The 22,470-nt window shown below is 70.8% G+C and carries 29 protein-coding genes; 12 read left to right on the top strand and 17 right to left on the bottom strand.

Annotation, left to right across the window (positions count from 1 at the left end; all coding sequences use genetic code 11):
• Positions 1 to 35: 35 nt before the first annotated feature.
• From ACYVJ3_RS10280 to ACYVJ3_RS10260, 5 genes are all read right to left on the bottom strand, one after another.
• The gene (locus ACYVJ3_RS10280; RefSeq protein WP_460852869.1) at positions 36 to 1,331 is read right to left on the bottom strand and encodes an acyl-CoA dehydrogenase family protein; all 1,296 of its coding nucleotides are present in this window, start codon (positions 1,329 to 1,331) and stop codon (positions 36 to 38) included.
• A gap of 11 nt (positions 1,332 to 1,342) precedes the next feature.
• Positions 1,343 to 2,212: an SDR family oxidoreductase gene (locus ACYVJ3_RS10275; protein ID WP_460852868.1), complete on the bottom strand. Its 870-nt coding sequence runs from the start codon at positions 2,210 to 2,212 to the stop codon at positions 1,343 to 1,345.
• 152 nt (positions 2,213 to 2,364) lie between these two features.
• Entirely contained in the window at positions 2,365 to 3,237 is an 873-nt protein-coding gene (locus ACYVJ3_RS10270) for a MaoC/PaaZ C-terminal domain-containing protein (protein WP_460852867.1), read from the bottom strand.
• Positions 3,238 to 3,251: 14 nt separating this feature from the next.
• Positions 3,252 to 3,686 carry a type II toxin-antitoxin system Rv0910 family toxin gene (locus tag ACYVJ3_RS10265; protein WP_460852866.1) on the bottom strand — a complete coding sequence of 145 codons (435 nt, stop codon included), beginning with the start codon at positions 3,684 to 3,686 and terminating at the stop codon, positions 3,252 to 3,254.
• Between the two features lie 55 nt (positions 3,687 to 3,741).
• Entirely contained in the window at positions 3,742 to 4,944 is a 1,203-nt protein-coding gene (locus ACYVJ3_RS10260) for a lipid-transfer protein (protein WP_460852865.1), read from the bottom strand.
• Positions 4,945 to 5,060: 116 nt separating this feature from the next.
• On the opposite strand from ACYVJ3_RS10260, the gene ACYVJ3_RS10255 reads away from it, so the two are divergent.
• Entirely contained in the window at positions 5,061 to 5,759 is a 699-nt protein-coding gene (locus ACYVJ3_RS10255; RefSeq protein ID WP_460852864.1) for a TetR/AcrR family transcriptional regulator, read from the top strand.
• Between the two features lie 33 nt (positions 5,760 to 5,792).
• Here ACYVJ3_RS10255 and ACYVJ3_RS10250 read toward each other — a convergent pair whose 3' ends face one another.
• Positions 5,793 to 6,572, bottom strand: coding sequence for a helix-turn-helix transcriptional regulator (locus tag ACYVJ3_RS10250; RefSeq protein WP_460852863.1), 780 nt, complete (start codon positions 6,570 to 6,572; stop codon positions 5,793 to 5,795).
• 159 nt (positions 6,573 to 6,731) lie between these two features.
• Between ACYVJ3_RS10250 and ACYVJ3_RS10245 the strand changes: the two genes are divergently transcribed.
• Positions 6,732 to 7,532 carry a class I SAM-dependent methyltransferase gene (locus ACYVJ3_RS10245; RefSeq protein WP_460852862.1) on the top strand — a complete coding sequence of 267 codons (801 nt, stop codon included), beginning with the start codon at positions 6,732 to 6,734 and terminating at the stop codon, positions 7,530 to 7,532.
• A 3-nt stretch (positions 7,533 to 7,535) separates the two neighbouring features.
• Here the strand turns inward: ACYVJ3_RS10245 and ACYVJ3_RS10240 are convergent, their stop codons facing one another.
• Complete coding sequence (locus tag ACYVJ3_RS10240; RefSeq protein WP_460852861.1) at positions 7,536 to 8,309, bottom strand: SGNH/GDSL hydrolase family protein; 774 nt, start codon at positions 8,307 to 8,309, stop codon at positions 7,536 to 7,538.
• 100 nt (positions 8,310 to 8,409) lie between these two features.
• Between ACYVJ3_RS10240 and ACYVJ3_RS10235 the strand changes: the two genes are divergently transcribed.
• Entirely contained in the window at positions 8,410 to 8,709 is a 300-nt protein-coding gene (locus tag ACYVJ3_RS10235) for a hypothetical protein (protein ID WP_460852860.1), read from the top strand.
• 8 nt (positions 8,710 to 8,717) lie between these two features.
• On the opposite strand, the gene ACYVJ3_RS10230 is transcribed toward ACYVJ3_RS10235, so the two are convergent.
• Positions 8,718 to 8,936 (bottom strand): hypothetical protein, encoded by a 219-nt coding sequence (locus ACYVJ3_RS10230; protein ID WP_460852858.1) that lies wholly within the window; start codon positions 8,934 to 8,936, stop codon positions 8,718 to 8,720.
• Positions 8,933 to 9,586: an RNA polymerase sigma factor gene (locus ACYVJ3_RS10225; RefSeq protein WP_460852857.1), complete on the bottom strand. Its 654-nt coding sequence runs from the start codon at positions 9,584 to 9,586 to the stop codon at positions 8,933 to 8,935. The genes ACYVJ3_RS10230 and ACYVJ3_RS10225 overlap by 4 nt, the downstream gene beginning before the upstream one ends.
• A gap of 77 nt (positions 9,587 to 9,663) precedes the next feature.
• Between ACYVJ3_RS10225 and ACYVJ3_RS10220 the strand changes: the two genes are divergently transcribed.
• The gene (locus ACYVJ3_RS10220; RefSeq protein WP_460852856.1) at positions 9,664 to 10,077 is read left to right on the top strand and encodes a hypothetical protein; all 414 of its coding nucleotides are present in this window, start codon (positions 9,664 to 9,666) and stop codon (positions 10,075 to 10,077) included.
• A 52-nt stretch (positions 10,078 to 10,129) separates the two neighbouring features.
• On the opposite strand, the gene ACYVJ3_RS10215 is transcribed toward ACYVJ3_RS10220, so the two are convergent.
• From ACYVJ3_RS10215 to ACYVJ3_RS10205, 3 genes are all read right to left on the bottom strand, one after another.
• A complete protein-coding gene (locus ACYVJ3_RS10215) occupies positions 10,130 to 11,293 on the bottom strand; it encodes a N(5)-(carboxyethyl)ornithine synthase (RefSeq protein ID WP_460852855.1) in 1,164 nt (387 codons plus the stop codon).
• Positions 11,294 to 11,382: 89 nt separating this feature from the next.
• On the bottom strand, positions 11,383 to 12,387 hold the full coding sequence (locus tag ACYVJ3_RS10210; protein ID WP_460852854.1) for an NADP-dependent oxidoreductase: 1,005 nt from the start codon (positions 12,385 to 12,387) through the stop codon (positions 11,383 to 11,385).
• Complete coding sequence (locus ACYVJ3_RS10205; RefSeq protein WP_460852853.1) at positions 12,384 to 12,980, bottom strand: TetR/AcrR family transcriptional regulator; 597 nt, start codon at positions 12,978 to 12,980, stop codon at positions 12,384 to 12,386. Before ACYVJ3_RS10205 ends, ACYVJ3_RS10210 begins: the two co-directional genes overlap by 4 nt.
• A 91-nt stretch (positions 12,981 to 13,071) precedes the next feature.
• Here ACYVJ3_RS10205 and ACYVJ3_RS10200 point away from each other — a divergent pair, with 91 nt between their 5' ends.
• The 5 genes from ACYVJ3_RS10200 to ACYVJ3_RS10180 are packed head-to-tail and all read left to right on the top strand — an operon-like array spanning position 13,072 to position 17,410.
• Positions 13,072 to 13,974 carry an SDR family NAD(P)-dependent oxidoreductase gene (locus ACYVJ3_RS10200; protein WP_460852852.1) on the top strand — a complete coding sequence of 301 codons (903 nt, stop codon included), beginning with the start codon at positions 13,072 to 13,074 and terminating at the stop codon, positions 13,972 to 13,974.
• Positions 13,971 to 14,801, top strand: coding sequence for an alpha/beta fold hydrolase (locus ACYVJ3_RS10195; protein WP_460852851.1), 831 nt, complete (start codon positions 13,971 to 13,973; stop codon positions 14,799 to 14,801). The genes ACYVJ3_RS10200 and ACYVJ3_RS10195 overlap by 4 nt, the downstream gene beginning before the upstream one ends.
• Entirely contained in the window at positions 14,798 to 15,769 is a 972-nt protein-coding gene (locus ACYVJ3_RS10190) for an enoyl-CoA hydratase/isomerase family protein (protein ID WP_460852850.1), read from the top strand. Before ACYVJ3_RS10195 ends, ACYVJ3_RS10190 begins: the two co-directional genes overlap by 4 nt.
• Entirely contained in the window at positions 15,766 to 16,665 is a 900-nt protein-coding gene (locus ACYVJ3_RS10185; RefSeq protein ID WP_460852849.1) for an alpha/beta hydrolase, read from the top strand. Before ACYVJ3_RS10190 ends, ACYVJ3_RS10185 begins: the two co-directional genes overlap by 4 nt.
• Before the next feature lies 1 nt (position 16,666).
• Positions 16,667 to 17,410, top strand: a complete 744-nt coding sequence (locus tag ACYVJ3_RS10180; RefSeq protein WP_460852848.1) for a hypothetical protein — start codon at positions 16,667 to 16,669, stop codon at positions 17,408 to 17,410.
• Between the two features lie 46 nt (positions 17,411 to 17,456).
• Here the strand turns inward: ACYVJ3_RS10180 and ACYVJ3_RS10175 are convergent, their stop codons facing one another.
• Positions 17,457 to 17,855 (bottom strand): hypothetical protein, encoded by a 399-nt coding sequence (locus ACYVJ3_RS10175; protein ID WP_460852847.1) that lies wholly within the window; start codon positions 17,853 to 17,855, stop codon positions 17,457 to 17,459.
• A 65-nt stretch (positions 17,856 to 17,920) separates the two neighbouring features.
• Here ACYVJ3_RS10175 and ACYVJ3_RS10170 point away from each other — a divergent pair, with 65 nt between their 5' ends.
• Positions 17,921 to 18,151 (top strand): hypothetical protein, encoded by a 231-nt coding sequence (locus tag ACYVJ3_RS10170; RefSeq protein WP_460852846.1) that lies wholly within the window; start codon positions 17,921 to 17,923, stop codon positions 18,149 to 18,151.
• Positions 18,152 to 18,171: 20 nt separating this feature from the next.
• Entirely contained in the window at positions 18,172 to 19,245 is a 1,074-nt protein-coding gene (locus tag ACYVJ3_RS10165; RefSeq protein WP_460852845.1) for a class I SAM-dependent methyltransferase, read from the top strand.
• Between the two features lie 9 nt (positions 19,246 to 19,254).
• Here ACYVJ3_RS10165 and ACYVJ3_RS10160 read toward each other — a convergent pair whose 3' ends face one another.
• Both ACYVJ3_RS10160 and ACYVJ3_RS10155 read right to left on the bottom strand, forming a co-directional pair.
• Positions 19,255 to 20,118 (bottom strand): DODA-type extradiol aromatic ring-opening family dioxygenase, encoded by an 864-nt coding sequence (locus tag ACYVJ3_RS10160; protein ID WP_460852844.1) that lies wholly within the window; start codon positions 20,116 to 20,118, stop codon positions 19,255 to 19,257.
• A gap of 1 nt (position 20,119) precedes the next feature.
• Positions 20,120 to 20,491, bottom strand: coding sequence for a DoxX family protein (locus ACYVJ3_RS10155; RefSeq protein WP_460852843.1), 372 nt, complete (start codon positions 20,489 to 20,491; stop codon positions 20,120 to 20,122).
• 85 nt (positions 20,492 to 20,576) lie between these two features.
• On the opposite strand from ACYVJ3_RS10155, the gene ACYVJ3_RS10150 reads away from it, so the two are divergent.
• Positions 20,577 to 21,059 (top strand): MarR family winged helix-turn-helix transcriptional regulator, encoded by a 483-nt coding sequence (locus ACYVJ3_RS10150; RefSeq protein WP_460852842.1) that lies wholly within the window; start codon positions 20,577 to 20,579, stop codon positions 21,057 to 21,059.
• A 22-nt stretch (positions 21,060 to 21,081) separates the two neighbouring features.
• Here ACYVJ3_RS10150 and ACYVJ3_RS10145 read toward each other — a convergent pair whose 3' ends face one another.
• Both ACYVJ3_RS10145 and ACYVJ3_RS10140 read right to left on the bottom strand, forming a co-directional pair.
• A complete protein-coding gene (locus ACYVJ3_RS10145; protein WP_460852841.1) occupies positions 21,082 to 21,948 on the bottom strand; it encodes a DUF4262 domain-containing protein in 867 nt (288 codons plus the stop codon).
• 5 nt (positions 21,949 to 21,953) lie between these two features.
• A complete protein-coding gene (locus ACYVJ3_RS10140) occupies positions 21,954 to 22,247 on the bottom strand; it encodes a DUF1330 domain-containing protein (RefSeq protein WP_460852840.1) in 294 nt (97 codons plus the stop codon).
• Positions 22,248 to 22,470 lie beyond the last annotated feature (223 nt).

Raw genomic sequence — 22,470 nt, 5'->3', positions numbered from 1 at the left:
CTACTCCTGGGAGGGGGTGGGTGGGGACGATCCGGTCAGGCGCCGAGGAGGCCCTTGGCGACGTGGGTCACCTGGATCTCGTTCGAGCCGGCGTAGATCATCAGCGACTTGGCGTCGCGGGCGAGCTGCTCGACGCGGTACTCGGCCATGTAGCCGTTGCCGCCGAAGAGCTGGACCGCGTCCATGGCGACGTCGGTGGCCGCCTCGGTGGAGTAGAGCTTCATCGCCGAGGCCTCGGCCAGCGTCGGGATCTTGCCGGCGCGCAGCTGCGAGAGCGCGTTGAAGACCATGTTCTGGCAGTTGAGGCGGGCGACCTCCATCTTCGCCAGCTTGAGCTGGATCAGCTGGTAGTCACCGATCGGCTTGCCCCAGAGCTCACGGGTCTTGGCGTAGTCGACCGAGAGCCGGTGGCACTGGTTGATGATGCCCAGCGACAGGATCGCGCAGCCGATGCGCTCGACGACGAAGTTGGCCCGCGCGCTCTCGCGGCCGTCGTTGGCCCGGTCGGACCGGTCGAGGGCCTTGGGTCCGCCCAGCAGTCGGTCCATGCCGAGGCGCACGTTGTCGAAGGTGAGCTCGCCGGTGGGCGAGGACATGATGCCCATCTTCTTGAATGGCTTGCTCTGCATCAGGCCGGGGTCGCCCTTCTCGAGGACGAACGTGAGCACCTGGCGGTCGCGGATCGGCGTACCGTCGCCCTCGTCGAGCTTGGCGTAGACGACGATGACGTCGGCGTACGGGCCGCTGGTCGTGAAGGTCTTGTGGCCGTTGAGGATGAACTCGTCGCCGTCGCGCTTGACGGAGGTCTTCATGCCGCCGAAGGCGTCCGAGCCGGACTCCGGCTCGGTGATCGCCCAGGCCGCGATGTGCTCGGCGGTGACGATCTTCTTCAGCCAGCGCTCCTTCTGCTCGAGCGTGCCCTTCGTGGCGATGGTGCCGGCGCCCAGGCCGAGCGAGACACCCATCGAGACGACGGTGCCCAAGGAGACGCCGGCCAGTTCGCTGAGCAGCACGGCGCCCATCGAGTCGGCGCCCTCCATGGCTGCCAGCGGGTTGCCGGACCCACCCTTGGGCTTCGCCGCCTTCTCGGCCGCACGGGCGGCCTTCTCCTCGGGTGTGCGCTCGGCTCGCTTGCGCTCCGAGGCGAGGAGCTTGTCGACGGCGTCCGCCGCCATCACGTCGAGACCGAAGTCGGCGAAGAGCTGGCGGGCCAGGTCGAACGGCGGGAGCTCGCCCGTCTCCACCTGGTCGCGGACCGGGGTGAAGTTCTTCTCGATCCAGTCCCGGACACCCTCGCGGATGGCCTCGTCCATGTCGGACCATGCGTGCATCGCGGTGCTCCTCAGCCGAGCCGGTTGGCGAGGTCGTCGACGGCCCAGGGGCCGTCCGACTCGATGGCGGACACCTCGTGCCAGCCCTGCATCTCCTGGATGACACCGCCCTGGACGGCGAAGAACTTGCCGTTCAGCTTGCAGTCGGCCGCGGCGAGGCGGGCGACGAGCGGCGAGATGTTCGAGGGGTGGAAGGCGTCGAACTCGCCGTCCTCGACCTCCTCGGCGAAGATCGCGCCCATGCCGGGCGTGGCCAGGGTGAGGCGCGTCCGGGCGATCGGGGCGATCACGTTGCTGCGTACGCCGTACCGGTCGAGCTCGTCCGCGGCGACCAGCGTCAGCGCCGCGACGGCGGCCTTGGCCGAGCCGTAGTTGGCCTGGCCGGCGTTCGGCATGAAGGTGCCCGACGCGGAGGCGGTGTTGATGATCGAGGCGTTGACCTCGACACCGGCCTTCGTCTGCTCCTTCCAGTACGCCGCGGCGTGGTGCATCGGGCCGGCGGTGCCCTTGAGCACGACCGCGACGACCGCGTCCCACTGGTCCTCGGTCACGTTCGGGATGAACGCGTCGCGCAGGATGCCGGCGTTGTTGACCAGGATGTCCAGGCCGCCGAGCTCGTCGATGGCCTGCTTGACCATCCGCTCCGCGCCGTCCCAGGTCGCGACGTTGTCGTAGTTGGCCGCACCCGCGCCGCCCGCGGCGACGATCTCGTCGACGACGCTCTGCGCCGGGGTGGTGTCGCTCCCGGTGCCGTCGTTGGCGCCACCGATGTCGTTGACGAGGACCTTGGCGCCCTCCTTGGCCAGCAGCAGCGCGTGCTCGCGACCGATGCCCCGTCCTGCTCCGGTGACGATGGCGACGCGTCCGTCGAGGGTTCCCATGAAAGGTGCCTTTCGGTGATCGAGTGCCGCCGTGAGGTACGAGCGGCGGTGTATCGAGTCGGTGATCGAGTGCCGCCGTGAGGTACGAGCGGCGGTGTATCGAGTCGGTGATCGAGTGCCGCCGTGAGGTACGAGCGGCGGTGTATCGAGATTCAGTCGGTGAAGACGGCCAGGCCGTCGGTGAGCACGAGGTCGGAGTCGACCTCGGTGCGGAAGCCGTACGCCGTCGTACCGCTCTCGACGGTGGCGTCGTCGAGCTTCCAGAAGCTGGTGGTCATGTCCTGGCCGGGCAGGACCGGCTTGGCGAAGCGGACCGCGAAGCGCTTGAGCCGCGAGACGTCGCCGCCACCGAACTCCTGCAGGGCCGCCCACGAGGTGAACGCCATGGTGCAGAGACCGTGGTTGATGATGCCGGGCAGCCCGGACATCTGGGCGATCTCGTCGTCGAGGTGGATCGGCATCGGGTCGCCCGAGGCGGGGGAGTAGCGGAACGTCTGGTCGTCGTCGACGTGCTGCGTCACGACGGCGTCCGGGGTGCCGGTGATCGCGGCCGGGTCGAGGGCGTGACCGGGAGCCAGCTCGCCGATCGTCTTGCCCGCGTCGACGCCGCGGAAGAACGCGGTGATCCACTGCTCGTTGACCAGCTCACCGTCGGAGTCGCGCGTCTCGGCGTAGACCACCACGGTCGAGCCGGTGGAGAGGTGGGCGTAGCCGGTCGCCTTGGAGCGGCAGGTCAGCACGTCGCCCGGCTTGATCGGCCGGTGGAAGTGGAAGTCCTGCTCGCCGTGGACGAGCTTCATGAGGAGCTCGATCGGGGCGACCTCGAGGGCCGCGGGGGCCATCGAGAAGAAGGTCGGCACCACGGCGAACACCGGCGAGGCCACCTCGCCCTCGAGGTGGGCCTCGATCGGGTCGTTGGTCGCCGCGGCGTACTCGGCGATGCGCTCGGCAGTGACCTCGAAGACGACGTCTTCCTCACCCCACTGGCCAAGGCCGCTGTCCTCGAAGGTCACTGCCTGCGTCATCTGCTCGTCCCCGATCAGGCGTTGACGAGCTCGGCGAACTTCGCGAGCGAAGCCTCGAGGTCGGCCTGGGTGTTCTTGGCGACGGCCTTGCCGATCGGGCCCACGATCATGGTGCCGTTGAACTCGGCGTCCATGGTGATGGTGGAGCCGGCGTCGGCCGGGGCGATCTCCATGGCGAACTTGACCTTGACGCCGGCCATGCCGGCGCCCTCGATCGCGACGGAGGTGGGGGCCTCGACCGAGGTGACGTCCCACTCGATCTTGTTGGCCATGCCCATGACGGAGACGACCTCGGTGATGCGGGTGCCGACGGTGACGTCGGTCGGGAGCTCGGACTTCCAGCCCTGGTGGATGGTCAGCCACTTCTCCCAGCTGGCGAGGTCGAGGAGGTTGTCCCACGCGGTCTGGGCGTCGACGGGGAGGGTCTGGGTGACGGAAACGCTGGCCATGATGGCTCCTTGGTGAGTGGTGGTGCGGGTGGTGGGAGGTGGATCAGGGGTTGCTTCAGCGGGCCTTGCGGTACGCCGTCACGACGACGGCGCCGCCGAGGCCGATGTTGTGCTGCAGCGCGACGCCGCCGGGCTGGGCGGCGCGCTCGACCTGGCGCTTGTCGGCGGTGCCGCGCAGCTGCCAGGTGAGCTCGGAGCACTGGGCCAGGCCGGTGGCGCCGAGGGGGTGGCCCTTGGAGATGAGGCCGCCGGACGGGTTGACGACCCAGCGGCCGCCGTACGTCGTGTCGTCGTTGTCGATGAGCTTGCCGCCCTCGCCGTCGGCGCACAGGCCGAGCGCCTCGTAGGTGATGAGCTCGTTGGCCGAGAAGCAGTCGTGCAGCTCGATGACGGAGACGTCGTCGGGCGTGATGCCGGCCTGGGCGTAGACCTGGCGCGCGGCCTCGCGGGACATCTCCTTGCCGACCAGGCTCTGGGCCGACTGGTCGGTGAAGGTGCTCTCCATGTCGGTGACCATGGCCTGGCCGATGATCTCGACCGCCTGGTCCCACAGGCCGTGCTCCTCGACGAACTTCTCGCTCGCCAGCACGACCGCGCCGGAGCCGTCGGAGGTGGGGGAGCACTGCAGCTTGGTGAGCGGGCTGTAGATGGTCGGCGCGTCCAGGATCTCCTGGAGCGTGTACTCCTTCTGGAACTGCGCGTACGGGTTGTTCACCGAGTGCTTGTGGTTCTTGTAGCCGATCTTGGCGAACTGCTCGGGCGTCGAGCCGTAGCGCTCCATGTGCTCGCGGCCGGCCGCACCGAACATGTACGGCGCCGGCGGCATCGCGAACTCCTGGAGCTCCGCGAGCGCCATCAGGTGGTCCATCATCGGGTTGGTGCGGTCGTCGAACTGCGACATCAGCGAGCCCGGCTGCATCTTCTCGAAGCCGAGCGCGAGCGTGCAGTCGTAGAGACCGCCCTTGATCGCCTGGGCCGCGAGGTAGAGCGCGGTCGAGCCGGTCGAGCAGTTGTTGTTGACGTTGGTGATCGGGACACCGGTCTTGCCGAGCTCGTAGACGGCCCGCTGGCCGGAGGTCGAGTCGCCGTACACGTAGCCGACGTGGACCTGCTGGATCGCGTCGTAGGCGATGCCCGCGTCCTCGAGGGCCTTCGTGCCCGCCTCACGGGCCATGTCGGGGTAGTCCCACTCCTTGGAGCCGGGCTTCTCGAACTTCGTCATGCCGACGCCGACGACGTACACCTTGTTGTTGCCCACCGGAGAGGCCTTTCGATCACGGGCGGCGCATGGCGCAACTACCCTGGACAAGCTGTCGGTTGCAAAACTAGATTGGACAGCGTGTCCAGTCAAGGATCTCCACTAGAGTCTCGCCGATGAGCCAGACGACGCAGGTCGAGAGCAACGCCGTCGACGGTCGTGCCACCCGCTGGGACGACCATCGGCAGGCGCGGCGCGAGCGCCTGCTCGAGACCGCGATGGCGATGATCGACCGCGACGGCGCCGGGGTGAGCGTCCCGGCGATCGCGGCCGAGGCCGGCATCCCGCGGTCGGTCGTCTACAAGCTGTTCCGTGACCGGGAGGACCTCGACGACCAGATCCGTGGCCGGATCGTCGAGGCGATGAACGAGGCGCTGGCGCCGACGCTGGTCCTGCGCGGCTCGGTGCGCGAGATGGTCCGACGTGCGGTCGACACGTACGTGAAGTGGGTCGGGGCGCACGGCAACCTGCACCGCTTCATGGGCACGGGATCGGCCACGCGACCGAGCCAGGGCTCACGCGTCGTGACGGGCGGCAAGTCGGCGTTCGCCCAGGACGTGCAGGCGCTGGCCGACTCGCTGCTGCCGATGGTCGTCACCGGCAAGCTGCCGAGGGGTGCCTCCGCCGACCTGGCCTACGCGCTGGTCGGTCTCGTCGACGCCACGGTCAACCGGTGGCTGCTGGCCGGTCCGGGCAACCGCACCTCGGCGCGCAACCTGAGCAGGTTCCTCACCGACGCCGCCTGCGGCGTCATCTGCGCGACGGTCGCCCTCGTCGGCGGCGAGCTCGACGTCGACCAGCGCTTCGGCGGCTGACCCGCGCCTCGGAGCCGATCCTCCGGCTGGTGCTCAGCTCTCGGTGATCGGCAGCCAGAACGTCATCCGCAGGCGCTCCTCAGGCAGGTGCAGCACCTCGTAGCGCTGGGTGATCACGCCGTCGGCCGTGTTCATCCGCTTGGTCGCCGAGCGACGGCGCTGCACGAGGTGACCGTTCCACCAGTCGCCGAAGTCCGCGCTCTGCCGGTGCAGCTCGTCGACCAGCGCGACCAGCTGCTCGTCGTCGAGGTTGTCGGCGTTCGCCGCTCGCAGGTGTGCGACCGCTCCGCGGGCGAGGTCCTCCCAGTCGAGGAAGATCTCGCGAGCGCGCGGGTGCGTGAGCAGGTAGCGACAGGTGTTGCGCTCGTGGGGCGGCCGCTCGGCGAGCCCGTCGAACAGGGCAAGGCCCTCGGCGTTGCTCGCGACCACGTTGCTGAACCGGTCCAGCACGTACGCCGGGTTCGGCCGCACCGCCTCGACCAGCGTCGTCATCCGGGCCACGAGGTCCTGGTCGTGCTGAGCCTGCGACCGGGCCGGCGACGAGTGGGTCGAGCGCAGCGCGTAGAGGTGGTCGACGGCGTCGGGCTCCAGCTGCAGGGTGCGGGCGAGCGCATCCATGACGGCATCGCTCGGGTTGGCCTCACGCCCCTGCTCGAGCCGCGTGTAGTAGTCGACGCTGATCCCCGAGGCCGTCGCGACCTCCTCGCGACGCAGGCCGGTCACGCGCCGGCGTACGAGCGTGCCGTGGGGCGGTGGCTCCAGCCGCGCGTCGACCCGGCGGGCCCGCAGGAAGGCGCCGAGCTCGTTCGACATGGCGCTCCTTCGTGACCAGGGTGGGTGCCGGACTCCTAGGAAGATTACGGTCTTCCGCCCCTCTCGCCGCTCGACCAGCCTTGCCCACGAGACGAGCAACCGACGCGAGGGGAAGACGATGGCAGAGCAGGACGTACGACGAGGCCGGGGGTGGGTGTGATGGCGACGTACACCCACGGCCACCACGAGTCGGTGCTGCGCTCGCACCGCTGGCGCACGGCCGAGAACTCCGCGGCGTACCTTCTGCCGCACCTGCGTCCCGGCCAGTCGCTGCTCGACGTCGGGGCGGGCCCGGGGACGATCACCGCGGACCTGGCCGCGCGGGTGGACAGGGTGACCGCGACCGAGGTCGGTGCCGACGAGCTGGAGCTCTCGCGAGCCACCGCGGCGCAGCGCGGCGTCGCGAACATCGACTTCCGCGTGGCCGACGTCCACGCCCTCGACATCGAGGACGGCACCTTCGACGTCACCCACGCCCACCAGGTGCTGCAGCACGTCGGCGATCCGGTCCAGGCGCTGCGCGAGATTGCGCGGGTGACCAGGCCGGGTGGACTCGTGGCAGCGCGCGACAGCGACTATGCGGCGATGTGCTGGTGGCCACGGCTGCCCGAGCTGGATGAGTGGATGGCGCTCTACCAGTCCGCGGCCCGCGCCAACGGCGGCGAGCCCGATGCAGGGAGGCGGCTGCTCTCGTGGGCGAGACGGGCCGGGCTGACGGACGTCATTGCGACCTCGAGCACCTGGTGCTTCGCGACCCCCGAGGACCGGGACTGGTGGGGCGGCATGTGGACCGACCGCATCGTCGAGTCGGCGATGGCCCGGCAGGTCGTCGACAACGGCCTGGCGACACCCGCGGACCTGCAGCGGATCAGCGCGGGTTGGCGCCGGTGGACCGAGGCCGACGACGGCTGGTTCTCGATCCTGCACGGCGAGGTCGTCTGTCGCGTACCGGGATCCTGACGGTCAGGTCTCGGGGATGGGGGAGACCGGCTCGAGGGTCGGGCGCTTGGGCAGCCGGTCGTCGCCGGTGGACCGACCGGTCAGGTGGCGGTAGAGCCAGGGCGCCCAGTAGCGCGCGACCCACTCGCCGTCCTCGACCCGGCTGCGCCACCAGGCGCGCGGGGACAGCGGCGGCAGCGGGTCCTGCCAGCTCGTGTCGGGTCGTACGCCGAGCACGTCGGCGAACGCGGTCGCGAGGCGCCGGTGGCCGGCGGTGTTGAGGTGCAGGCGGTCGTGGCTCCACCAGCGCGGGTCGTTGACCGCCGGGTAGGCCTCGAAGTCGACCAGGATCACGCCGTGGCGCTCGGCCGCCTCACGGATCGCGGCATTCAGCTCGCGGACGCGTGGTGTCAGCCGCCGCGCGATCGAGAAGGCGGCACCCGGATCGGGGAAGGTGCAGCCGACGACGGTGGCGCCGATGTCGCGCAGCGCGGCGTACATCGCCTCGAGGTCGGCCATCGTGTGGTCGAGGTCGAACGCGCCGAGCACGTCGTTGGCGCCGGCCATCACGCTGACCAGGTCGGGGTTGAGCGCGAGCGCGGGCTCGAGCTGGTCGGCCCTGATCCGGTCGGTGCGCCGGCCGCGGATCGCGAGGTTGGCGTAGAGCAGGTCGGGGCTGCTCTCCGCGACGTACGCCGCGAACCGGTCCGCCCACCCGCGGATGCCCCCATGGGCGTCGAGATCGTTCATGCCCTCGGTCTGGGAGTCACCGATGGCGACGTAGCGATGGAACGTCACCTCGTCATTATGGAACGCCGCGCCAACGCTCCTGCTCGGCCGCGGTGCCGCCGCAGGTCGGGGCGCCGTAGGCTCGAGCTTCCGGACCGAGGAGGACGACATGGTGGCGACCCGATCCGCCCGTGAACGCAAGGCCCGCGCCGAGGCGGGCCCGCTGGCCCACGTCAGCATCGCCGTCGCGCAGGACGATCAGTTCCGCTACACGATCCGTTGCCGCGAGTGCGCGGACGACGCGGGCGCCGCGTGGACGTCGTGGCGGCGCGGCGAGGACAACGGCTACCTGGCGGTCATGGACCGCTGGATCCTGCACCTGGTCGACAGGCACGCCGGCGCCGTGGCGCCCTGCCTGGCGTACGCCGACTCGGCCCGCGCGCGTCGCGGCGAGCGTCGCGGCAGCTGACCTCCGGCTCAGCCCAGCAGCTCGAGCAGGGTCCGGGCCTCCTCGGCGCAGGCTCCGCACCCGGCGAGGTGGGTCTCCATCGGGACGTCCCGGTAACCGGGATCGGCGGCCAGTCGCTCGACGTACACGTCGATCGTGGCGAAGCAGTCGTCGCACGAGAGGTACGGCGAGGTGTCGGTCAGCAGCGCCTCCACGGCCTCGGGAGGCAGGGGCGTCGGTTCGGTCATCGGACTCTCCGGTCGGTCGTCGGTTCGAGGTGACCGTTCGCGACCAGGCTGGCGCGCAGGCGCCGGCGGGCGTCGTGAAGGGTCTTGTAGAGGGCGTTGCGGCTGCTGCCGGTGCGCTCCGCGAGCACGTCGATCGGCACGCCCTCGACGATCAGGGCGAGCGCGACGGTGCGCTGGTGCGGGGTCAGGTCCCGCGCGATGGCGGCCTCGACGGCCTGCCGCAGCTGGCCGGCCTCGCTGACGGACTCGGGCGTGGGCGTCGGGTCGGTCAGCGGGAGCGAGTCGGGGAGCGCCACCTCGCGGTGCCGCCAGGCCTGACGGCGTACGGCCGCACCTGCCTGGAGCACCCCGAACTTCCAGGCCCAGGTGGTGAACCGGCTGCGTCCCTCGAAGGTCTCCAGCTGCCTGAGCAGCGCGAGCAGCGCGTCGTTGGCCGCCTGCTGGGCGAGGTCCTCCAGCTCGCCGTTGCTCGCGCCCGGCAGCTGGTCGCGCAGTCGCCACACCTGGCGCCGCGTCGCGTGGAGCAGCACCTCGCGGAGACGAGCCATCGCCACGTCGCTCTCGGGGCCCTCGGCCGTGAGGGCCGCGTGCCAGGCGGCGTCGGGATGGACAGGGGAGTGCACCACGTCCGCCAGCGTGCCATCGGTCATGCTTCGTTGGTGCCGTTCGGCAGGAGGTTCTTACCGGTGACCGGTAAGAACCTTCGACGGATCGACACCAAGGAGGCATGAGCACCTTCATCGACACCCTGACCGAGCGCGGATCCGACCGCGCCTACCTCCTGCTGCGGACCATCTTCACCGTGGCGCCGATCGCCTTCGGGCTCGACAAGTTCGCCGGCATCCTCACCGATGACTGGGAGAAGTACCTGGCCCCGTGGATCAACGACATCGTGCCCGGCAGCGCGCACACCGCGATGCTCGTCGTGGGCGTGATCGAGGTCGTCGCCGGCATCGTGGTGGCCGTCGACGCGCGGTTCGGTGCCCTGCTCGTGGCCGTGTGGCTCGTGGGGATCATCGTCGACCTGGTCACGCTCGGGGGGTACGGCGACGTGGCGCTGCGTGACTTCGGGCTCCTGGGCGCGGCGCTGGCCCTCGCCCTGCTGGCGTTCGAGCGGAAGCCGCTGCGGACCCACGACTGACCGACCTGCCCGAGGGGTCCGAGCCGCGCGGCTCGGACCCCTCGGTGTCGCCTCAGGCGATGCGGTACGGCGGCTCGGCCTCGCGGCCCTGGAACGCCAGGATCGCCGGGTTGACGACCTGGCCGTCGCGGATCTCGATCGCGCGGGCGAGCGTCTCGTCGGTGTCCCAGGACGCTCCGCCCTCGAGCACGCGGCGCAGGAACGGCAGCAGCGCGTTGCTGTTCTCCCAGGTCGCGGAGTTCCAGAGGTACGACGGCGAGTGGTCGACGCCGTAGTAGAGGACGTTGTCGCCGACCACGAAGGTGGGCTCCTCGAAGCTCGTCGGGCGGGCGAAGCTGAAGCCCATGCCCTCGTCGCACGAGACGTCGACCAGCAGGCTCCCGGGCCGGAACGCCGCGAGGTGCTCCTCGCCCATGTAGACCAGCGGGTTCGCGGTGTCCTGGAACGTGCAGTTGACGACGATGTCGTTCTCGGCGAGGTACGCCGGCAGCGGCTCACGTCCCCGCTCGGTGATGACGTCGCTGCCGTTGACCGGGTCGTGCTCGAACTGCCGGATCCGCACCGAGTGGATGGGTGACCCGACGGCCGCCACGTCGCGGTTGGTGAGCACGGCGACCTCGTGCACGCCGTGCGCGTTGAGCGCCGTCACCGCGCCGCGCGCCGTCGCGCCGAAGCCGATGACGACCGCGCTCAGGCGGCGCCCGTAGTCGCCGGTGAGGCCGGCCAGCTCGAGGGCGTGGATCACCGAGCAGTAGCCGGCGAGCTCGTTGTTCTTGTGGAAGACGTGCAGCCCGACGGCGCCGTCGCGCGTCCAGTGGTTCATCGCCTCGAAGGCGATCAGGGTCAGGCCGTTGTCGATCGCCGCCTGGGTGAGCTCGGTGTCCTGGACGCAGTGCGGCCAGCCCCACAGCACCTGGCCGCGGCGCATCGCCGCGACGTCGGAGAGCTGGGGCTTGGGCAGGAGCACGACGTCCGACCCGGTGAGCAGCTGCTCGCGCGAGGCGAACCCGGCGACGTACGGCGCGAGCGCGGCGTCGGTGACGCCGAACTTGGCGGCGTACCCGTGCTCGAGGGTGATCCGTGCCCGGAGGTCGGCATCGAGATGGGGGAGGTGATCGGGGTGGATCGGCAGCCGGTGCTCGTTCTCCTTGGCGGAGGATCCGATGACACCGAGCGTCGAGAGCGGCCCTTGTCCTTGCGGCGACGTGTCGCTCATGTGGGTTCTCTCAGAGAGGGAGCCTGAATGGCTCCGCCTGTCGACAGTACGGCGCGATCCGACGGCGCCGGTCATCGGCGCCGTCGCCCTCAGCGGCCGCCGGGGCGCGAGACGACGATCTTCCCCTTGGCCTTGCCCGCTTCGACGTACGCCATCGCCTCGAGGGTCTGGTCGAACCCGAAGGTCCGGTCGAGGACCGGGCGCAGGGTGCCGTCGTCGTAGAGCTTCGCGAGCTCGGCGAGGCGGTTGCCGTCGGCGTGCATGAAGAAGAACGCGTAGCGGACGCCGAGGCGCTTCGCGCGGCGGGCGACCTTGCGGCGCAGCAGTGCCATGACCGGCTTCATGACGGGCTTGCCGAGCTGGACGGCGAAGGCCGGGTCGGGCGGGCCGACGACGCTGATCGCCAGGCCGCCCGGCTTGAGCACCGTGAGTGACTTGTCGAGGTTCTCGCCGCCGAGGGAGTCGATGACGACGTCGTAGCCGTGCAGGACCTCGGCGAAGTCGGTGGTGCGGTAGTCGACGACCTCGTCGGCGCCGAGCGCCTCGACCTTCTGCACGTCGGGCGTGCCGGCGGTGGTGGCGACGTACGCACCGAGGTGCTTGGCGACCTGGATGACCGTGGACCCGAGGCCGCCGGCGCCTGCGTGGACCAGCACCTTCTGTCCGGGTCGTACCTGCGCCACCTCGACGAGTGCCTGCCAGGCCGCGAGCGCGACGAGGGGCACGGCCGCCGCCTCCTCGAAGGTCAGTGATGCCGGCTTGCGGGCGACGTCGTCCTCGTGGATGGCGATCCGCTCGGCGAAGGTGCCGATGCGTCCGTCGCGTGGTCGCGAGAACACCTCGTCGCCGACGCGGAACGCGGTGACCGCCGTGCCGACCCGGGTGACCACGCCGGCCACGTCGTGACCGAGGACGAACGGTCGCGGGTACTTGATGAGCTGCTTGAACTCGCCGTTGCGGACCATCTTGTCGAGCGGGTTGATGCTGGCCGCGCGGACCTCGACGAGCACGTCGTGCGGGCCGACGCTGGGGTCGGGGAGATCGGCGAGCGCGAGACCGTCGGGGGCGTAGCGGGTGACGGCGTAGGCCTTCATCGGGATTCCTGTCGGGTGGCGAGGGTGATCGCGTTGGCGTGGGCGGCGGCGAGGATCTGGTCGGACAGCTCGGGGTCGTCGACCGCGCGGGCGAGCTGGAGCGAGGCGACGAGCATCGTGAAGAGGCCCAGGGCGCGCACGCGGGCGTCCGCCTCGTCGAGGGCGCCGTCGGCGGTGAGGTGACGGACGATCGCGTCGATCATCGAGCGCGACCCTTCGGTGTACGCCGCCCGCGCCTGCGGGCTGGACCGGGCGATCTCGTCGAGCAGCGCGGCCGACGGGCAGCCGTTGGCGAGGTCGTCGCGGTGGGCGGGGGAGACGTACTCCTCCAGGAAGCTCGCGACCGAGTCGAGCCCGGCCGGCAGCGTGTCGAGGTGCGCGACCTGGCTGGTCAGCTGGTCGGCGACGACGGCGGCGAAAAGGTTGTCCTTGGAGTCGAAGTGGCCGTAGAAGGCGCCGTTGGTCAGGCCGGCGTCGGCGACGAGGGTGGCGATCCCCGAGCCGTCGAAGCCGTCGCTCTTGAAGCGTCGGCCGGCGCTCTCGATCATCCGACGCCGCGTCGCGTCCTTGTGCTCGGGGCTGTAGCGGGGCATGTCCTCGGCCTCCTGGTCGTGTCGTGCGGCTCACTTGCGCTGGTGCCCACCATAGCATTACGGTCATAATATTACGAACGTAAGCCAATGCATGAGTGAGCAGAGAGAGACGCCCATGGCCTCGCAGAAGTACGACCTCACCGACAAGGTCGTCCTGATCACCGGCGGCAACGGCGGCATCGGTGGTGCCACGGCGCGTGAGCTGCTCGCCAGGGGAGCGCGCGTCACCGTCGCCGACCTCGCGCCGGACACGCCGGCCCGGGCCGCCTCGCTCGGAGCGAACGCGCTCGGGTGCGTGGCCGACGTACGGGATCGCGCGTCGCTCGACGCCGCGGTCGCACGCACTGTCGAGCGCTTCGGTCGCCTCGACGTCGTCATCGCCAACGCCGGCCTGCTGGCCAAGGCGGCCACGCTGCGCAACACCCCGGTCGCCGACCTCGAGGCGACGTTCGCGGTCAACGTCACCGGCGTCGCCAACACGGTCGCCGCCGGGCTCGACCAGGTGAGCGTGCACGGGGGTCAGGTCGTCGTGATCAGCTCCGTGTTCGCCTTCATCAACGGCATGGGGACGATCCCCTACGCGATGAGCAAGGCCGCGGTCGAGCAGCTCGGACGCGGGCTGCGGGTCGAGCTCGCCGATCGCGGGGTGTCGGTGCTGACGGCGTACTTCTCGCTGGTCCAGACCGAGATGATCGCCCGCGGCGTCGACGAGGACCCGGTGGTCCTCGAGCTGCTCGGCACGCTCCCCAAGCCGATGCTGAAGCGGATCACTCCCGCGGTCGCCGCGACCGCCATCGCCGACGGCCTCGAGACGCGCTCGACGCGTGTCGTCAGGCCCGCCCTCTGGCGGCCCGTCTCCGCGCTGCGCGGGTTGCTCAACCCCGCGCTCGACGCCCGCTTCGCCTCCGACCGGCGGATCCTCGACGTCCTCGCGCGCCTCGACGCCCGCACCCCGCTCGCCCCGCAGACCACCCGAGAGAAGGACCTGGCATGACCACCTGGAAGAACACCCCCACGAAGACCATCGACGTCGGTGGCACCTCGTACGCCTACCGCGAGCTCGGCCCGCGCGGCGGCGTACCCGTCGTCTTCTGCCACCACTTCACCGCCGTCCTCGACGACTGGGACCCGCGCATCATCGACGGCGTGGCCGCCCACCACCACGTCATCGCCTTCGACAACCGCGGCGTCGGCGCGACCGGCGGCAAGGTCCCGGCCGACATCGAGGACATGGGGGCCGACGCGATCGCCTTCATCCGCGCGCTGGGCTACGACGAGGTCGACCTGCTCGGCTTCTCGCTCGGTGGCGCGGTCGCGCAGATGGTCGCGCTGCAGGCGCCCGATCTCGTACGCCGCCTGGTGCTCACCGGCACCGGGCCGCGCGGTGGCGGCGGCATCTGGAAGATGCCGTTCATCGTGGGCGGTGCGTACACGAAGGCCTTCCTGCTGCGGAAGGACCCGCGGCACTTCCTCTTCTTCCCGCGCACGGCCGAGGGCAAGAAGGCGGCGAACGCCTACTTCGCCCGTCTGGCCGAGCGGACCACCGACCGCGACCAGCCGATCTCCAGCCAGGCGCGCAACGCCCAGCTGCGCGCGATCACCACCGCGGGGATGCACGCGGCCGACGACCTGTCCGTGATCAAGGTCCCGGTGCTCGTCGCCAACGGCGACAACGACCTGATGGTTGCCAGCGACCACTCCGCCGACATGGCCAGGCGCCTCCCGGACTCGCGGCTGCGGATCTACCCGCGCTCCGGGCACGGCGGCATCTTCCAGCACCACGAGGAGTTCGTCCCCGAGCTCCTGGACTTCCTGTCATGACCGCCTCGAGGCAGGAGGTGCGCGGCAGCATCGAGGTCGAGGACCGCGGCGCGGTGCTCGTGGCCCGCATCGACGGCGGCCCGCTCGGCCTGTTCGGCAACGACATCGCCGAGCAGCTCGACGCGCTCGTCGACCGGGCGGACGCCGATCCCGCGATCCAGGCGGTCGTCTTCACGGGCACGCACCCGGACCGCTTCGTCTCGCACGCCGAGGTGCGGTGGCTGCAGGAGGGCGGCGCGACGGTCCCGTCGGTCGGCGTACGAGGTGCGTCGGCGCTCGCCCATACCGCGCGCGGCGTCAACCGCGCCGGCGGCCTCAAGGCCGTGCTCGGCCGTACGCCGCTCTGGCCGGCCGTCCAGCTCGAGCGGGTGCACCAGACGTTCCTCAAGATGAACCGCAGCGGCGTCATCTTCATCGCCGCGCTGAACGGGTCGGCGCTCGGCCTGGGCGCGGAGTTCTGCTGGGCGAACGACCTGCGGGTGATGGCCTCGGGCGATCACGTGCTCGGCCAGCCGGAGGTCCTGCTCGGCATCATGCCCGGCGGCGGCGGCAGCCAGCGGCTGCCGCGGTTGATCGGCAACCATCGCGCGCTGCTGGCCATCCTCTCCGGCGAGCCGTTCACGCCCGCGCAGGCACTGGAGATCGGGGCGGTCGACGACGTGGTGGCTCCGGATCTCGTGCTGGAGCGGGCCATCGAGCTCGCCACTCATTTCGGCAACCGCCCGAAGTCGTCGCGGGCCGCGATCAAGCGGTCGGTCTACCTCGGCGGCTCGGCCGGTCTCGCGGAGGGGCTGCACATCGAGCGCGCGGAGTTCCTCGCGACCGCGCTGTCCGGGATCGGGCAGGAGCTGATGCTCGACTACATGGCCAACACCGACGCGAGCGGCGAGCTGCCGCTCTACCAGCCGGGTGTCTTCGACGAGGTCCTCGAGCGCGGCACCACCCGTGGAGCGGGAGCGGTCCGATGACCGGCCCGGACGTCGTACGGCACGACGTCAGCTTCGACGTCGACGGCGACAGCTGCGCCGCCTGGCTCTACCTGCCCGAGGGCGTGGATCGGCCACCGGTCGTCGTGCTCGGCCACGGGCTGGGGGCCACCCGCGAGATGCGCGTGGACGCCTTCGCCGAGCGCTTCGCCGCCGCCGGGATCGCCGCCCTCGCCTTCACCCACCGCAACTTCGGTACGTCGGGTGGCGCACTGCGCCAGGTCGTGTCGATCAAGGACCAGCTCGAGGACTGGGAGTCGGCACTCAGCTATGTGAGTACCCACCCCGACCTCGACGGGTCACGCGTCGCGGTCTGGGGCTCGTCCCTGGGCGGCGGCAACGCGATCCTCGTCGCGTCGCGGCACCCCGAGCTCGCCGCGGCCGTCGCGCAGTGTCCCTTCACCAGCGGTACGGCGACCTCGCTCGCGCTCGGACCGGTGAGCAGCGCCAAGCTGCTGCCCGCCGTCGTCGCCGACCTAGTGGCCCAGGCCCGCGGCACCGCCCCGGTTCTCGTGCCGCTGGCCGGCGAGACGGGTGCGAAGGCGCTGATGGCGGGTCCAGGGGTCCTCGCCGACTGCCAGTCGCTGATGCCCGCGGGGGAGACCTTCCGCAACGAGGCCGCCGCGCGGATCGTGCCCACCATCGCGCTCAGCCACCCCGGTCGCGCCGCCCGCAAGATCGCGGCGCCGATCCTGTTCTGCGTCTGCGAGCGCGACACCGTCACGCCCCCGAAGCCCACGCTGCGCTACGCCCGCAAGGCGCCGAGGGGCGAGATCAAGACCTACCCGGCCAGCCACTTCGACATCTACGTCGGCGAGCAGTTCGAGGCGGCCGTCGCTGACCAGATCGAGTTCCTGACCCGCCACCTGGAGCCCTGAGATGACCACCCCCGACTTCCTGACCATCGACGCGTTCGACCGGCCGCTGGGCGGGCGCATCCGCTGGTGGCGTCGGCTGAACGCCGAGCTGCGGGCCGGCGTACCGGGTCTGCGCGGAGTGAGCGTCAACCACGCCAACAACGGCACCCACTCCGTCGTACCGGGCCTGCTGCCCGGGGGAGTGGCGCTCGTCGCGGCCTGGGAGTCGCCGGAGGCGGCCCGAGCTGCCTTCGGCGGTCGGCTGCGGTCGTCGATCGACGGGCCGGGGCGGTTCAGCCTGGACGGAGAGGTCGCCCGCGTGCGGATCGACTCGGAGTCCGAGCGGGACAGCTGGCATGGCTGGGAGCCGCGGGCCGGTGACGCCGAGCCGCTCGACAAGGACGAGCCGATGGTGGCGATCGTGCACGGGATCCTCAAGCGCGGTCGCCTGCTGGAGTTCGTGCGCAACAACGTGCACGCCGCCAGCCGCGCGGCGCACCACCCCGGTCACCGCGGCAGCATCGACATCTCCTCGCAGCTGCCGTTCGAGCACACCTCGATCAGCCTCTGGAAGACCTATGGGCTCGCGCAGGACTTCGCCTACAAGCCAGGCGGCCACGCGGCCGGGATGAAGCACGCGCTGAAGGAGAAGACTCATCGCGTCGGCATCTTCCTCCAGGTGCGGCCGCTGGCGGCGACCGGGACGCTCGGGCTCGACGTACCGCCGTTCCCGGAGCTGCCGCCGGCCGACCGCGGAGGCCTCTAGCGCGCGCTCAGTCCGCCCAGTGCCGGTGACCGGTGCGACTCCCGGCTCAGAGGTGATCGGGCACGATCAGGGCGTCGGGATCCTGCCGCGGCGGCAGCGCCGCGAGGGCCGACCTCATCAGCACGACCCGGGTGGCCACGAGCGCCTTGCGGCGCAGGCGGCCGACCTCGTCGCCGATCGTGTGCTCGACCGCCGCGACGACCTGTGCATCGGTGAAGGTCGGCCGTTCGCCGGGCGCGACCTCGACGTCGGGCAGCGCGACGAGGACGGGCAGGACCTGGTCGCCGAGGGCGCTGAGGACGAGGTACCGCTCGTGGCGCCCCATCGACTGCCACAGCTCGGCCGCGGTCAGCTGCCCCTTGCGGACCCGCTTGTCGCGCGCTGCCACGGTGCGCTGCGCGACGCCGGTCATCGCCGCCGTCATCTCGTGCTCGGTGAGCCTCATGGGCACAGCATGCCAACTGCCTCAGTGTCGGCGGTGGCCGATAGTGTCCGCAGGGTGAAGCGACGATGAGCAAGGTTGACGCCCTCAGGGCGATGCGCGAGGCGCGTTACGCGCAGCAGGCGGCCACCACGGCACCCGTTGCCCGGCGTCCCAAGCCGCTGGCGACCAAGGCCGCCGCGGCTGCGGAGCCCACGGCCGAGCCGGCGACGGACGACCTCTGCGGCCACCGCAACATGAGCGGTCGCACCTGCACCCGCGAGCGCGGCCACAGCGCCAAGAGCCACCGCTACTCCTGAGTCACCGCCAGACTGGCCTGGTGACGGCATTCGACAAGGACGCGGCCAAGGCATTCCAGAAGCGGATGGTCGGGGTCATGAACGACTCCGCCCTCGGCATCCTGCTGGGCATCGGTGACGAGCTCGGGCTGCTTTCTGCTCTGGCTCGGTGTGGCCCCGCGGGGTCGAGCGCCCTTGCCGCCGAGTGCGGCGTCGACGAGCGCTACCTGCGGGAGTGGCTGGACGGGATCGTGGCCGGCGACGTCGCCACCTATGACCCGGCGACGCGGACTTACGCGCTGCCGGCGGAGCGCGCTGCCTGCCTCACCCCGGACGACGGCCCGGTCAACATCGCGCGCAGCCTGAAGATGCTCACCATGCTCGCCGGCGTCGCACCCGACCTGCAGGAGCGGTTCCGCCACGGCGGCGGGCTCGACTACGACCACTATCCGCGCTTCCACGCACTGATGGCCGAGGACGCAGCCGCCACCCACGACGCCGGCCTCCTCGATGTCGTGGTGCCGGCGGTGCCGGGGCTGCACGAGCGGCTGGCTGCAGGGGGCGCCGTCGCCGACATCGGTTGCGGGTCCGGCCACGCCATCAACCTGCTGGCACGTGCGTATCCCGCGAGCACCTTCGTGGGCTACGACCTGGGCGAGACCGCGATCGAGGCCGCGAGGGCCGAGGCGACCGCGTGGGGGCTGACGAACGCCCGCTTCGAGATCCGCGACGTCGCGGCACTGGGCGAGGTGGCGGCGTACGACGTCGTCACGGCGTTCGATGCCATCCACGACCAGGCCTTCCCCGACCGGGTGCTCGCCGGGGTGGCGGAGGCGCTGCGTCCCGGCGGCGCCTTCCTGATGGTGGACATCAAGGCGCAGTCAGGGGTCGAGAAGAACCTGACGCTGCCGTGGGCGGCGTACCTCTACACGCTGAGCCTGATGCACTGCATGCCCGTGTCCCTCGCGCAGGAGGGCGGCATGGGCCTGGGCACGGTGTGGGGCCGGCAGACCGCCGAGCGCATGCTCGGCGAGGCCGGCTTCGCGCACGTCGACGTGCTGGAGATCCGCACCGATCCGATGAACTACTTCTACGTCGCGACCCGCTCCTCCTGAGGGGAGCGGTCAGGCGAACTGCAACGAGCGGATCGAGTTGCCCATCGCCAGCCGGTCGATCGCGCTGGTGACCCCGGTGCCGGGCTCGTCGCCGGCTCCGATCGACAGGAGCAGCGGCACGAAGTGGTCGGCGGTCGGGTGCGCGATTGCGGCGCCGGGTCCCTTGCGGGCGTAGTCGACGAGCGCGTCGACGTCGCCGCGGCCGATGGCCTCGTTGGCCCAGGCGTCGAACTCGATGTTGTGGGTGACCAGCTCGGGGCGCCGCATCACGGCGAAGCTGTGCGTCATGAAGCCGGAGCCGATGACGAGGTAGCCCTCCTCGCGCAGGCCGCGGAGGCGGCCGAGCGTGAGCAGGGCCTCGGGATCGAGGCTGGGCATGCTGACCTGGATCACCGGTACGTCGGCGGCGGGGAACATCGCCATCAGCGGGATGAACGCGCCGTGGTCGAGCCCTCGGCCGACGTACTGGTGCATCGGGGTGGTGTCCGCGAGGGCGCCGACGACGCGCTGGCCGAGCTCGGTGGCGTCGGGGGTGGCGTACTGCAGCGTGTAGTAGCGCGGGTGGAAGCCGCCGAAGTCGTAATAGAGCGGGGTGCCGGCGGCGGTGGCGGAGATCGCGAGCGGGGCGTTCTCCCAGTGCGCCGAGACGACCACGATGCCGCGCGGCTTCGGGAGGGTCTGGCCCCAGTCGAAGAGGCGGCGCAGCCAGTCGGCGTCGTCGAGGGTCGGGGGAGCGCCGTGGCTCACGAAGAGCGAGGGGAGCGGTCCGTCGGAGGGCTGCCAGTCGCGGCGCTCGGCGGCCAGGGACAGGACCTCGGCGAGGAGGTCGTCGTACGCACCGGCGGGCCGGGTCGGGCTGAAGGGGTCGCTCATCTCAGAAGGCGTTCGGGCCGAAGCGCATGATCGCGACGAACGCCGCGAGCGCGAGCAGCACGACGGACGGCGCGGCCATCGGCGTCTCGCCGTGTCGGATGTGCACGACGACCGCGCCGGCCATGGTCAGCGCGAGGCCGGTGGCGGCGATCGGGGTCAGGATCGGCGCGATGTCGAGCGCGGCGGGGAGGATCAGGCCGAGTGCGCCGAGGACCTCGATGGCGCCGATCGCCTTGACCTGGCCGGGGGAGTAGTCCTCGACCCACGGCATGTTGCCGGCGAGCTTGTCCTTGGGCCGGGTCAGCTTGATGCTGCCGGCCATGAGGAAGGCGGCCGCGAGCAGACCGGCGATGATCCAGAGCGCGATGTTCATGGGTCCCCTAAAGTCACTTGATGGTTCAACTAAAAGGTACGAGTCCTTTGTTGAACAGTCAAGTGACGTGGCCTAGTCTCCTCCCATGGCGGACGAGGGCGTGCGGTGGCTGACCGTCGACGAGCGGAGGGCGTGGCTGGGCCTGGCGGGCACCATGGCCAAGCTGCCGGCAGCGCTCGACAGCCAGCTCCAGGCCGATGCCGGGCTGAGCTTCTTCGAGTACATGGTGCTCGCGGTGCTCGCCGAGCAGCCCGACCGCACCATGCAGATGACCGACATCGCCGAGTTCTCCTCGGGCTCGCTCTCGCGTCTCTCGCACACCGCCAAACGCCTCGAGCAGCAGGGCTTCATCACCCGTCAGCAGGTGCCCGGCCGGGGCCGGCGTACCGTCGCCGTTCTCACCGACGCCGGCTTCGCCAAGGTCGTCGCGACCGCCCCCGGCCACGTCGCGGAGGTACGCCGCCTGCTGATCGACGGCCTCACCGCCACGGAGCTCGCCACTCTCGCCCAGGTGGGGGAGAAGGTCTTGTCGAAGGTCGACGAAGGCTGTGGTCGAGACCTTCCCTGACGCCGACGTCGCGCCGCGGCGACTAGGACAGGCTCGCCCGCTGCCAGGGAGAGTCGGGATCGTCGCGCCACGCCTCCTCCTCGAACCCGAGGTCGGCGATGCCACGCAGGGAAGGGGCGGAGCGAACAAGGTGGGCCAGGTGCACCAGCCGCATGTCGTCGGTCTCGTGACCATCGGCACCGCAGTGGATGCTCCAGTCCTCACCGTCCGGTCCGCCCGTCTGGCGGGCGGCCCAGAGGACGGCGTCGCCGTCGTCCACTACGTGGGTGCAGGAGAAGGCCCTGTAGTCGGGTGGAACGGGGAAGGCCCAGGTGGGATCGACGGCCAGCCCGCCGTTGTGCTCGAGGGGAATCCGCCACTCCCGCGGCTGGAGTTCGTCGAGGATGGCCGGCGCACCCGGCTGCCACCCGAAGACGCCATTGCGGTCGGGCCAGACGATCATGAGCGCCTCCGGCTTGCGGCGGTGGAACCAGCCGGACCACGTGACGGTCTCGGCGAGGGCCGTGTCCGCGATCTGCTCAACAGCCACCGGGACGCCCGCAAGGACGTCCTCGATCGCGTCGCCGGGTGTGAGGCGGAGCCCGTCGATGATCCGCTGCGCGATGCGGTTGAGGCAGCGGTGCATCAGGCGGCGGTCCAGGCCCGCCATCAGCAACTCGGGATGGCCAGCGCGATGTCCGAGGCCGATCGTGTAGGCGAAGGCCGGCATGGAGTCATGCTCGTGGTCGGCGCGATCGGCCACGAGCATCACCTGCCAGCCGTGCTTGAGGACGGTCTCGATGGCGCGGCGGTCCTGCTCGTCGTACGACTCCTCGGGCCGGCACACGTGGCAGTCGCACCCCGGCGCCGCCGGGAACCGGCCCATCCAGGGTTCGTCGTGCTCGGACATCACGGTCAGCCGAGCCCCTCGATGATGCGGAAGTCGCGCACCACGGCGTCGCCGAGCACCGCCAGCGCCTGCTGGTAGGCCTCGCTCTCGTACGCCGCCACGGCGTCCTCGAAGCTGTCGAACTCGATCAGGATCACGCGCTCGGTGTTGCCGTCCTGGTGCGCGACGACCCGGCTGCCGCGCGACAGCAGCCGCCCACCCCCAGCCCCCACTGCCGGGCCGGCCAGCTTGTCGTACTCGCCGAGCCTCTCGGCGTCGTTGATCGTGCGGTAGACGCTGACCCAGTAGCCCTTGGTCATGGAGCCCTCCTTGGTTGTGGTGAGGGCTCGGCGCGATCGCCGGGTCCTGCCTTCGGTCTGAGGCTAGAGCGTGGCTCCTGAACGAGAGTGGGAGCCGGCCAATGGCCGACTCCCACCCAAGAGCCCCTGCCGATGTGGTCGGACCACTGTTTACGGATCACGGTCGCAGCACGGGAGTCCCCGCGGAGCCCGTCCGCCCCAGGGGCTAGGCGAGGCGTCGAGC

The sequence above is a fragment of the Nocardioides montaniterrae genome, from assembly GCF_054782655.1.
The sequence above is the reverse complement of the archived record's forward strand: the minus strand, read 5'-3'. Positions and strand labels throughout refer to the sequence as shown.